General features: G+C 66.9%; 13 protein-coding genes and 1 pseudogene. 9 read left to right on the top strand and 5 right to left on the bottom strand.

Annotated features, from left to right (window positions below; translation table 11 throughout):
* Positions 1 to 881 (bottom strand): serine/threonine protein kinase (locus GZH52_RS16490; RefSeq protein WP_163318021.1); only part of this gene is annotated, 881 nt, incomplete at its 3' end.
* A gap of 203 nt (positions 882 to 1,084) precedes the next feature.
* Here GZH52_RS16490 and GZH52_RS16485 point away from each other — a divergent pair.
* A complete protein-coding gene (locus tag GZH52_RS16485; protein ID WP_163318020.1) occupies positions 1,085 to 2,089 on the top strand; it encodes an isocitrate/isopropylmalate family dehydrogenase in 1,005 nt (334 codons plus the stop codon).
* Here GZH52_RS16485 and GZH52_RS16480 read toward each other — a convergent pair.
* On the bottom strand, positions 2,068 to 2,322 hold the full coding sequence (locus GZH52_RS16480; protein WP_163318019.1) for a hypothetical protein: 255 nt from the start codon (positions 2,320 to 2,322) through the stop codon (positions 2,068 to 2,070). The two genes, GZH52_RS16485 and GZH52_RS16480, sit on opposite strands and share 22 nt — an antisense overlap.
* Before the next feature lie 202 nt (positions 2,323 to 2,524).
* On the opposite strand from GZH52_RS16480, the gene GZH52_RS16475 reads away from it, so the two are divergent.
* The 5 genes from GZH52_RS16475 to GZH52_RS16455 all read left to right on the top strand — a co-directional run bounded on the left by GZH52_RS16475 (position 2,525) and on the right by GZH52_RS16455 (position 6,763).
* On the top strand, positions 2,525 to 4,201 hold the full coding sequence (locus tag GZH52_RS16475; protein ID WP_163318018.1) for a phosphoethanolamine transferase: 1,677 nt from the start codon (positions 2,525 to 2,527) through the stop codon (positions 4,199 to 4,201).
* On the top strand, positions 4,194 to 4,901 hold the full coding sequence (locus GZH52_RS17085) for a phosphatase PAP2 family protein (protein WP_163318017.1): 708 nt from the start codon (positions 4,194 to 4,196) through the stop codon (positions 4,899 to 4,901). Before GZH52_RS16475 ends, GZH52_RS17085 begins: the two co-directional genes overlap by 8 nt.
* 72 nt (positions 4,902 to 4,973) lie before the next feature.
* Entirely contained in the window at positions 4,974 to 5,243 is a 270-nt protein-coding gene (locus GZH52_RS16465; protein WP_163318016.1) for a PepSY domain-containing protein, read from the top strand.
* A gap of 61 nt (positions 5,244 to 5,304) precedes the next feature.
* Positions 5,305 to 5,868 (top strand): cytochrome b/b6 domain-containing protein, encoded by a 564-nt coding sequence (locus tag GZH52_RS16460; RefSeq protein ID WP_163318015.1) that lies wholly within the window; start codon positions 5,305 to 5,307, stop codon positions 5,866 to 5,868.
* On the top strand, positions 5,861 to 6,763 hold the full coding sequence (locus GZH52_RS16455) for a cation diffusion facilitator family transporter (protein WP_163318014.1): 903 nt from the start codon (positions 5,861 to 5,863) through the stop codon (positions 6,761 to 6,763). Before GZH52_RS16460 ends, GZH52_RS16455 begins: the two co-directional genes overlap by 8 nt.
* Here the strand turns inward: GZH52_RS16455 and rstB are convergent.
* Complete coding sequence (gene rstB, locus GZH52_RS16450; protein ID WP_163318013.1) at positions 6,760 to 8,079, bottom strand: two-component system sensor histidine kinase RstB; 1,320 nt, start codon at positions 8,077 to 8,079, stop codon at positions 6,760 to 6,762. The two genes, GZH52_RS16455 and rstB, sit on opposite strands and share 4 nt — an antisense overlap.
* Complete coding sequence (gene rstA / locus GZH52_RS16445; protein ID WP_163318012.1) at positions 8,079 to 8,792, bottom strand: two-component system response regulator RstA; 714 nt, start codon at positions 8,790 to 8,792, stop codon at positions 8,079 to 8,081. Before rstA ends, rstB begins: the two co-directional genes overlap by 1 nt.
* A 185-nt stretch (positions 8,793 to 8,977) precedes the next feature.
* Here rstA and GZH52_RS16440 point away from each other — a divergent pair, with 185 nt between their 5' ends.
* The 3 genes from GZH52_RS16440 to GZH52_RS16430 are packed head-to-tail and all read left to right on the top strand — an operon-like array spanning position 8,978 to position 10,608.
* Positions 8,978 to 9,373, top strand: a complete 396-nt coding sequence (locus GZH52_RS16440) for a hypothetical protein (RefSeq protein WP_203525822.1) — start codon at positions 8,978 to 8,980, stop codon at positions 9,371 to 9,373.
* Positions 9,374 to 9,430: 57 nt separating this feature from the next.
* Positions 9,431 to 10,234: a trypsin-like serine peptidase gene (locus tag GZH52_RS16435; RefSeq protein ID WP_163318011.1), complete on the top strand. Its 804-nt coding sequence runs from the start codon at positions 9,431 to 9,433 to the stop codon at positions 10,232 to 10,234.
* A complete protein-coding gene (locus GZH52_RS16430) occupies positions 10,231 to 10,608 on the top strand; it encodes a hypothetical protein (RefSeq protein WP_163318010.1) in 378 nt (125 codons plus the stop codon). The genes GZH52_RS16435 and GZH52_RS16430 overlap by 4 nt, the downstream gene beginning before the upstream one ends.
* Positions 10,609 to 10,657: 49 nt before the next feature.
* Here the strand turns inward: GZH52_RS16430 and GZH52_RS16425 are convergent.
* Positions 10,658 to 10,777 (bottom strand): annotated as a pseudogene (locus GZH52_RS16425) (IS5/IS1182 family transposase); the annotation flags it as partial.

The raw sequence follows: 10,777 nt of genomic DNA, 5'->3' as shown, positions 1-10,777 counted from the left end.
AGCGGCGGCGGTTCCTTGTGGGCGGGCATCGCCGCGTCGACGATCTGCCAGTCGTTCTTCTCGAAGATCTTGCGCTGGGCTTCAGGCAGCTTGCGGTGCGGGTTGTTGATGATCAGGCCCGGACGCAGCGGCACGAAGGTCGCGTCGATGTGGATCGGGTACGGGTCGCCCGGGAAGTTGACGGCGTGGATGCGGAAGTCGGGGTACTTGCGCTTGAACCACTCCATCGCCTTGCGGTTGGTGGTCAGGCCGTGCTGGATGAAGAGGTCCTTGCCCAGACGCAGCACGTCGGCGGCGTCGAACAGGATTTCTTCTTCGGTGGTCACGAAGTCCTTGTTGGCGGTGCGCACCAGACGCTCTTCGAGGGAGATCCGCTCGTCGTAGTAGTTGTGCTTGTACGACTTGTCGGACAGGCGCGGACGCGGAGCCTGGCTCCACAGGAATTCCGGGTCTTCGTTGAAGTACTGGGAGAGCAGCGGGCGGAAGGCCAGGTATTCCCAGTAGCGGCAGCGGAAGGACATGGCCGCTTCGATGATCTCGTTACCGATGGTGAGCAGGGTGTCGCGCGGCGGCATGCAGGTCATCATCGAGCCGGTGCGGAAGTCCGGGGTGATGACGGGCTGGTTCCACTGCAGCGGGCTCGGACGGTCGACCTTGACGCCGCGCTCTTCCAGCACGCGGGCCAAGTTGTCGAGCTGGGCGTTGGCCTTCTCGACGGTTTCCAGCGGACGGGGGCCCCACATGCCGCGCATCGGGCTGTCGATCGGTACCTTTTCGGAAGTTGCCGGTTCTTCCGGCGGCACGCAGCTGTGGTCGGCGCGGCCGACGATCACGTGCTTGAGCGGGTCGAAGTCGTTCCAGGAGTTGACGATCTTGGTCATGGTGAATGCCCTCGTTTTGGTAATTCGGTGTGGATTGCTTGGACGTATTTGTACGCGCATTAGATAAACCGAACATTCCAAAAAAGCATCATCCGCTATCAAAAAAAGACTTACCGGAAAGCGCTATTTTTCGATTTTTGGAATGCCGCTTCCGTGCCTGCCCGTGCAATGCCAAAATCATTTTTTGAACTGGGAGGACAGCCGTGAAATTGTGCGTGATCGGGGGGGACGGTATCGGGCCGGAGGTGGTCGACGCCGCGTTGGCGGCCTTGCGGGTCCTGCTGCCGCAGCTCGAGGTGCACCGCGCCGAAGCCGGCTGGCAGACCTTTATCGAACGGGGGGTGGCGTTGCCGGAGGCGACGCTCGCCTGCGCGCGCGCGTGCGGCGCCGTGCTGTTCGGCGCGGTCGGCTCGCCCGCGTACAAGGTGGCTGGCTACCGCTCGCCGATTGTCGAGTTGAGGCGCTCGCTCGCGTGTTACGCAAATATCCGGCCGACCACTGCACCGATCGGCAGCGCGTGGGCGGTCGACCTGGTGGTGGTGCGCGAGAACACCGAAGACCTGTATATCGGCGAAGAAACCAGCGACGGCGAGGTGGCGACCGCGCTGAGGCGGATCAGCCGCGCGGCGTCGACACGGGTCGGCGAAGTCGCGTGCCAACTTGCGGCGTCGCGCGCACGGCGCAAGCTGACCATCGTGCACAAGGCGAATATCCTGCCGCTGAGCGACGGGCTGTTCCGCGACAGCGTGCGCGAAGTCGCGGCAGGCTACGCCGGGCTGGAAGTGGAAGAGATGCTGGTCGACACCGCGGCGTACCGGCTGGCCGCCGCGCCCGAATCGTTCGACGTGCTGGTCGCGCCCAACCTGTATGGTGACATCCTGTCGGACCTGGCCGCCGCGTTCGGCGGCGGGCTCGGGGTCGCACCGTCGCTGAGCGTGGGAGAGGGGTGCGCGATCGCGGAGCCGGTGCACGGCTCGGCGCCCGACCTCGCCGGGCGCGGCATCGCCAACCCGCAGGCGGCGCTAATGAGCGTCGCGCTGCTGCTGGAGCGTGTCTGGCAGCGGCCGGATCTGGCGCGGCAGCTTACGGCTGCTCTCGCGGACACCCTCGCCTCGGGTGTGCGTACGCCGGATCTGGGCGGGCAGGCGACGACGGCCGAATTCACCCGGGCCTTGTGCGCGCGGCTTCAGGCTTCGTCCAGCCCTTGAGACGCAGTGATGCGCGCGATCAGCTTGTTGCGCGCGCTCAGGTGCTGGTCGAAGCGCCAGTCCTTCAACAGGTCGATCGCGGTGTCGAAGTAACGCATATTGATGTCGTACAGCGAGCGGATATCGAAGGGTTCGCCGGCTTCAAGTGCGCGGGCGAGACGGGTGAGGACCTCGACCTGCTCGGGGTCGCGTCCTTCGCTGACGTATTTGCGGATGCGTTTGGCTGCGTTCATGGCGGATGCGTGCAAAGAAGGGCGCCGCGGTTCGGGCGCGAGGGCGGCAGTATAGCGTGCGCGCCCTGCCGTTTATGTGACGCTTTTATTACATCCGCACCGTGCATGGCATGCAATATCGTCGGCGCCGAACCACCCTGTCTTAAGCGGCTGTTAAGCTTGCGCTGTTAGCTTCCTATTGTCATTTCTTCCCGCCCCGACCATGTCCAAGCCGTTTGCCTTAACTCTGGCCCGTCCGTGGCGCGTTGCAGCACAGAGCCGCCCTTGGCGCGCCGAGTACCTGGCCCCCCTGTTGGCGCTGACCTTCGTCGTCTTCTTTAACCTGCCGTTCTGGCAGCGCATGCACGAGATCACCGCGTCCGACCCCGCCGGCGGGTGGCAGACGCTGCTGCTCGCCTTCCTGCTGGTGACCGCGTTCTTCACGCTGGTGCTGCAGCTCTTGCTGTGGCCGTGGCTGTTCCGGCCGCTTGTCGCGCTGCTGTTTATCGGCGCGGCGGGCGCGCAGTACTTCATGCGCCAGTACGGGGTGCTGATCGACGCCAACATGATCCAGAACGTGTTCCAGACCGACCCGGCCGAGGTGCGCGACCTCATGACCGGGAAGATGGCGGCCGCCTTGCTGCTGCTGGGCGTGCTGCCGGCCTGGTTGCTGTTCCGCTTGCCGGTCGCGTTCCGCCCGCCCTTGCGCGAACTAGGGGTGCGGCTGTTGGCGATCGTCGCAAGCGTGGGGGTGCTCTTCGGCGTCGCGCTGGCGGGCTACCAGGACCTCTCGTCGCTGATGCGCAACCACCGCCAGTTGCGCTACGAGCTGGTGCCGCTGAACTTCATCCAGGGTACGCGCAGCTACCTCAAGCAGCATTTCGCGACGCCGACAGTGATCGAGCCCATCGGCCTCGACGCCCGGCAACACATGGCCGGCGCCGCCAACGGCAAGAAGAACGTGCTGGTGCTGGTCGTCGGCGAGACCGCGCGCGCCGACCGCTTCTCGCTCGGCGGCTACGCACGGCCGACCAACCCGGAGCTTGCCAAGCTGGGCGACCTTGCCTACTTCCGCAACGTGTGGTCGTGCGGCACCGAGACCGCGGTGTCGCTGCCCTGCATGTTCTCGGGCATGGGGCGCGACGAGTACGACGCCACCGTGGCCAAGAGCCAGCAGAACCTGCTCGACGTGCTGCAGCACGCCAAGCTCGACGTGCAGTGGGTGAACAACAATTCAGGCTGCAAGGGCGTGTGCGTGCGGCTGCCGGTCGACGACCGTTCGCAGTGGAAAGACGCCAAGTGGTGCGCGAGCGGCGAGTGCTACGACGAGGTGATGCTGGAGGGCCTGTCCGAACGGCTGTCGGCGTTCAAGGGCGACGGCGTGCTGGTGCTGCACCAGAAGGGCAGCCACGGCCCGGCCTACTACAAGCGCTACCCGGCGGCGTTTGAGACCTTCCAGCCGGTGTGCCGCACCAGCGAACTGCAGAAGTGCGACGAGGCGTCGATCGGCAACGCGTACGACAACACCATCCGCTACACCGACCATTTCCTCGCCGAGGCGATCAAGCAGTTGGCCGCGCAGCAGGACGTCAACACCGCGCTCGTTTACGTGTCCGACCACGGCGAGTCGCTCGGCGAGGGCAACCTCTACCTGCACGGCACGCCCTACGCCTTGGCACCGGACGCGCAAAAGCAGGTGCCGATGCTGGCGTGGCTGTCGCCGGGTTTCCAGCAGGTGAGCGGTGTGTCGACCGCCTGCCTGCAGGGCAAGACAGGCGAGCGGCTGTCGCAGGACAACCTGTTCCACTCGGTGCTCGGGCTGATGGGAGTGTCGACCTCGCTCTATCAGGCGTCGCTCGACATCGGCGCGAGCTGCCGGCAAGGGGCTGGCCGTGGTTGAGTGGCGCACTTTCCTTATGCGGCAGTTCGCGCTCTTGCTGCCGCTGGGCGCCGCCCTGTTCGCGCTGGAGCGCTACAGCGGCGTCGACTTCATGCTGGCGCGGCTGTTTTACTCGCCCGAACTCGGCGCCTTCCCGCTGAAGTCCTTGCCGCTGCTCTCCTTCTGGGGGCACGAGGTGGCGCGGGACGCGGTGATCGCGTTCGCCTTGTACCTTGCCTTTCGCGCGTGGCGTACCCGCGACGCCAGGCTGGGCGTCACCGTGCTGGCGATGGCGCTCGCCTCGCTTGCGGTGTCTTTGCTCAAGGCTGCGAGCGCGCATTCCTGTCCGTGGGAGCTGACCGAGTTTGGCGGCGACGCGGCGTTCTTCCGCCTGCTCGATGCGGTACCGCTGTTGTCCGGCAGCGGCCGCTGCTTTCCCGGCGGGCATGCGTCCGGCGGCTTCACGCTGATGGCGCTCTATTTCTACTGGCGCGGCAGCCACCCCGCACGCGCGCGGCTCGCGCTGGCGGCGGGGCTGCTGGTCGGCGGCCTGATGGGGCTGGTACAGATGGCGCGCGGCGCGCACTTTTTGTCGCATAACCTGTTCAGCGCCTACGTGGTCTGGTGCGTGATCGTCGCCGTGTTCGCCGTGTACGACGGCTGGTGCTTGCAGCGCAGCGAGGCTGCAGCACGGCGCCGGCAAGAAATCCAGATCGCTTAATCATCCCTTAAGCTTGTGCAGTTTAAATATGGTGGTGCCGCAACGTCGCGGACCCGTTCAAGGAGAAGTGCGATGAAGAAAACCCTGCTGCTTGCCCTGCTGGCCTCCCTTGCTTCGACCGCCGCCTTTGCCGGCGCCAAGTGCGAAGCGCACCCGAAAGACAAGTGGATCAAGGAAGCCGACTTCAAGAAGAAGCTCGAAGCCGACGGTTACCAGATCAAGAAGTTCAAGGTCGACGGCAACTGCTACGAGATGTACGGGCACACCCGCGACGGCAAGAAGGCCGAAATCTATTTCGACACCGTCTCCGGCAAGCCGGTGAAGTCCGAAATCGAGAACTGATCCGCGACGGATCCGGCAAGGGGCGCGTGGCGCCCCTTGTCCTTTTGCAGGAGGCTACGCCATGACAGACCCGCTGCTGCCCCACCGCGTCGCGGTGTGGGACCCTTTTGTCAGGCTGTTCCACTGGACGCTGGTGGCTTGCGTCGTCCTCAACCTGTTCGTGCTCGAGGACGGCGCGCGCGCGCACCGCTACAGCGGTTACCTCGCGTTCGCGCTGATCCTGGCTCGCTGTATCTGGGGCGTGATCGGTACGCCTTACGCCCGCTTTGCCGGCTTCTGGCCGACGCCCGCCCGCCTGTGCGCGCATCTGGACCGGCTGGCCGCGGGCGAGCCCGACCCTTATCCGGGGCATAACCCGGCTGGCGCCCTGATGATGTTCGCGCTGATGGCCGGTGTGCTCGCGCTCGGCATCAGCGGCTACCTGATGGGGACCGACGCGTTCTGGGGCGAGGAGTGGCTGGAGGAGACGCACGAATGGCTGGCAAACGGCCTGCTGGCTCTGGCCGGCGTGCACGTGCTCGCGGCGCTCTTGATGAGCCGTGTCGAAGGCGTGAACCTGCCGCGCGCGATGGTCACCGGCGTCAAGGAGTTCCGCCACCGTCATCCGGGCGCGCGTCATGACTGAGCCGGCCCTGCACGCGACCGAGCACGAGGATACGCTGGAGCGCCACGCGGCGGCGCGCAAGAGCACGCTGGTCAGCGTCGCCGTCAACCTGGTACTGACCGTGTTGCAGGTGGTCGTCGGCGTCTTCGCCCGCTCGCAGGCGCTGATCGCCGACGGCCTGCACTCGCTGTCCGACCTGTTGGCCGACTTCGTCGTGCTGGTGGCGAGCCACCACAGCCGCAAGGGGCCGGACGAAGACCACCCCTATGGCCACCAGCGTTACGAGAACGCCGCGTCGCTGGTGCTCGGCCTGCTGCTGCTGGCAGTCGGCGTCGGCATGCTGGTGTCGGCTGCCGGCAAGTTCAACGACCCGGGCTCCATCCCGCGGGTCCACCCGCTCGCGCTGTTCGTCGCGCTGTTCACCCTGGTCAGCAAGGAAGGCCTGTTCCGCTACATGCTCGGCATCGCAGAGCGGGTGCGCTCGACCATGCTGGTCGCCAACGCGTGGCACGCGCGCTCGGACGCGCTCTCCTCGCTAGTGGTTGCGCTGGGCATCGCCGGCAACATGCTGGGGTACCCGCTGCTCGACCCGGCGGCCGCGCTGGTGGTCGGCCTGATGATCGTCAAGACCGGCGGCGAGTTCGCGTGGGACGCCTTGTCCGACCTGATGGACCGCGCAGCCGACGCCGAGGCCGAGGCGAAGATCCGCGAGACGCTGCTGGCGACGCCGGGCGTCGCTGGCGTGCACGACCTGCGCACCCGCAAGATGGGCGACATGATCGTCGTCGACGTCCACCTCGAAGTGGACGGAGACCTCAATGTGCGCGAGGGGCACGCGATCGCGCTGGACGCGCGCGCGCGGGTGATGGCCGAGCACCCGGCGCTCAACGTGATGACCCACGTCGACCCGAACTAGCTTTTGGTGGCGTCTTGCGGCCGGGCCGGCATCGCCGCGCACGGCCAGGCCAGGATAAAGCGGGCGCCGCCACCAGGTGCGGCTTCGACGCGCGCGTAACCCGAGTGCGCGCGCGCGATGCCGGCGACGATGGCGAGCCCCAGCCCGTGCCCGCCGGTGCGGCGGTCGCGACTGGCGTCCAGCCGCACGAAGGGCTCGAACACCCGCTCGCGGTCGGCCGGTGCGATGCCGGCACCGTCGTCGTCGACGCTCAAGCGCCAGAATCCGTTGTCCTTGCCCAGCGTCACCGTCACCCGGCTTCGCGCGTGGCGCGCCGCGTTGGCGAAGAGGTTGTCCAGCGCGCGGCCCATCAGGTGCGGGTCGGCGTTGAAGCTAGCCGGCGTCTGCGCGGTCTGGTTCAGTTGCCAGTCGAGTGCCGGACCCAGCGCGCGGGCGCGTTCCAGATGGCGGCCTAGCCATGCGGCGCTGTCGATGGCGGACGGAGACAGCGGCGTCTGCGGGCTGTCCAGCCGGGCGTGCAGCAGCATCTCTTCGAGCAGGGCGTCGATCTCGTCGAGGTCGCGCTCCATCGCCGCCGACCACGCGGTCGACGCCTCCTCGCCGGCGGCCAGCGCCAGCCGGTAGCGCAGGCGTGCCACCGGCGAGCGCAACTCGTGCGCGAGCGCGTCGGTCAGCGCCTTGCGCTGTTCCATCTGCCGGTTGACCCGCTCGACCATCAGGTTGAACGCGCCGCCCAGCCGCTGGATACCGGAGCGCGGCGGCAAGTCGACGCGCACCTGCTGGCGGCCCTGCCCGAAGCGCCGCGCGGCGCGTTCGAAGGCGCTCAGGTCGCGCGCCAGCGGGTACATCCACAACAACACCGGAATGGCCAGCGACAGTGCGATCACGAGGATCAGCGCGTAGTCGACCCAATGGATCTGATGCTGGAAGATCAGGTAGCGCAGGGGGCCGGCGACCAGCAGGTAGCGCGGGTCGGGCATGCGCTGCAGGAACAGGTAGTCGTCCTCGAGCATCACGATATTGCCGGCGGCAAGCTCACCACGGTCGGCCTCGCTCAGGTCAAACGCGGTGGCCGGCTCGATGCGCAGCGGGAACGACAGGCGCTGGCCGGCCGCCGCGAGTTCCGCCGACCAGCGCTCGGGCGGCACGTTGCCAAGCTCGCTGGTGATCAGGGTCAGCGACGCGGTCAGCAGGTCGCTCAGGTAACGGTCGCTGGCCGAGTCGACCACCCGGTCGTACACCGAGCCGATCAGCAACACCACGGTCAGGAAACAACCGACCAGCAGCAGGTAGAACTGGACGAAGAGCTTGCGCATCACCAGTCCTCGGCGACGAACAGGTAGCCCTGGTTGCGCAGCGTCTTGATGCGGGTGGGCGCCGGCGGCACGTCACCCAGCTTGCGGCGCAGCCGCGAGACGGCGACGTCGACGCTGCGGTCCAGCCCGTCGTAGCTGACACCGCGCATCGCCTGCATCAGCGTGTCGCGGCTGAGCACCTGTCCGGCGTGGCTCGCCATCAGCCACAACAGGTCGAATTCCGCGGTCGACAGCGCGAGCGGTTGTCCCGCGAGGCTGACTTCGCGCCGGCCTTCGTCGACGACGAGCGCGCCGAAGGCGAGCCGCGTCCGCCGTGCGGGAGCCGATGGGGGGACGGGCAGGGGGGCGGTGCCCTTGCGGCGTAGCAGGCTGCGCAGGCGGGCAAGTAGCACCGTCGGTGGCGAGGTCTTCAGCACGAAGTCGTCGGCGCCGATCTCGAAGCTGAGAATCTGGTTGAGGTCGCTGTCGAGCGAGGTCAGCATCACGATCGGTCCGTCGAAGTTGGGCCGCAGCTCGCGGCACAGTGTCAGCCCGTCCTTGCCCGGCAGCATGATGTCGAGCAGCACGAGATCCGGCTGTTCGTGTGCGATGGTCGCGAGTGCCGCGTCGCCGCGCGGCTCGAGCACGACGTCCATCTGGTGGCGGGCGAGAAAGTCGGCGATCAGCGCGCCAAGTTCGGCGTCGTCCTCGACGAACACGATCCTGCAAGACATGGGTACTCCTGATCCGGTGCCGGACGGATTGTGGGGCATGCGGCCGCTGTGCGGTGCGGTAATTACATTTGGTTACATTGCATCACAATTTGAAACGGACGGGATAGTGCGGCCGGGGCTAGTCTGCTCGGCGTGGAAACCGGATGTCGTTTCCAGCTACCCCACCCGCTGATAAAGGATTGACCATGCTGAAAAAACTGATCGCCTTCGCCGTTGCCTCCGCTTTCGCCGGTTCCGCTTTCGCTTCGCAGCCGGCCGCTCCGGTCGCTGCCCCGGCCGCCAAGCCGGCCGTCGCCGCTGCCGCCGCCAAGCCGGCCGAGCAGAAGAAGGTGTCGGCTGCCAAGGCTGAAAAGAAAGCCGTGGTGCAGAAAGCCCAGGCGACCAAGAAGAAGGTCGTGAAGAAAGCCGAAGCCAAGACCGAAGCCAAGGCCGTCGAGCAGAAAGCCCAGGCGACCAAGAAGAAGGCTGTGAAGAAGGCTGAAGCCAAGACCGAAGCCAAGGCTGTCGAGCAGAAAGCCCAGGCCACCAAGAAGAAGGAACAGAAGCCCGCTGCCAAGCAGGCCGCTTCCGCCGCCAAGTAATTCCTTGTAGTTCTCTCTCTTCCGGGGCGCGCAAGCGCCCTTTTTTGATGGGGCTCCATGTCCAAGTTGCATCCCGGCTGGCTGTTGCCGGCCCTGTTGGCCGCCATGCCGGCCGTCGCCGGCAACCCCCTGCTGTTCGGCCACGATGACCGGGTGGCGGTGGTGCCGGAGCGCATGCCTTGGCAGGCGATCGGCCAGCTTGAGTCGCGTTCTGGCCAGCTGTGTACCGGCACGCTGATCGCACCCGACATCGTGTTGAGCGCCGGGCATTGCCTGATCGACGAGCACGGCCGCTTCGACCCCGCCGTCGCGTTCCGTCTGGCCCAGCACGGCGACACGCAAGCCGCGCTCGGTGTGCCCGGGCGTGCCTTCGTCGACCGCCGCCTGATGGACGGGCTCTCGCCGGCGCGTGGCGGCGGCGTCGCGATTTCCCCCGAGGCGGCGCCCTACGACATCGCGCTGGTGCGCCTGCGCGCGCCGATCGCGCCGCCGGCGGCGACGCTGCCGCTGTTCGCCGGCGACGCGCGCGCCCTGCGCCAGGCGCTGCGGGAAACCGGCTGGCACGTCAGCCAAGCCGGCTACCCGGAAGACGACAGCGTGCACCTGAAGGCTCACCTGGATTGTAAGGTCAGCGCGCTGCAGGGCAGTGTCCGGCTGACCCACCGCTGTGACACGCTGGGCGGTGACAGCGGCTCGCCCCTGCTGCTGGAGGTGGCCGGAGCGCCGGTGGTCATCGCCGTGCAAAGTTCGGCACCCGACGCGGCCGACCGTGCCCGCGCCGATAACGTCGCGGTACCAGTATTGCGTTTGGGCGGCGCGCTGGCCTGGCTGCGCGCCACCGACAAGGAGACTGCGCCATGAAAGAAGCCCGTTCCATCGCGGGGCTGCCGTTTGGCCGGCTGACCGCGGTCGGCTTTATCGCCCGCCACCCGGCCGGCCGCCAGTTCCGCCACCTGTGGGCGTTCGACTGCGCCTGCGGACAGCGCGTCGTGCTGTTCAAGGACGACGTGCTCAAGGGGCGGGTCCACTCCTGCGGCTGCGCCCGCAAGGGCAGCGTTCCGGGCGCCAACGACCGCGGCTGGCTGCTCGCGCAAGCGGCAGTGCCGGCGCCATGGGTGAGTGAACGTCCCGACCGCGACGGCCATTTCATCGTGCGCCGGCAAAGCGGGCGTGCGCCGGCCATCCCTTCTTTGTTTGCGTTGCTCTCGGGTATTTGTCCGGAACGCAGTGTCTGAAACGACACCGACGGCGGACTGACATGGAGTCAGCTCGGCTTTAGAGCCGCTAACAAAACTTGTCGATAAATCGCAGGCAGATCAAGGAGCAGGCCAATTTGAGCAAGGCGTAATGGGTATCAAGTCGTCGTTCGAAACGGATGCGCAGTTTACCGAAGCCAGCAAGCCA

Source organism: Crenobacter caeni (assembly GCF_010435965.1).
GTDB lineage: Bacteria > Pseudomonadota > Gammaproteobacteria > Burkholderiales > Chromobacteriaceae > Craterilacuibacter > Craterilacuibacter caeni.
This window is presented reverse-complemented; position numbering and strand designations above follow the sequence as displayed.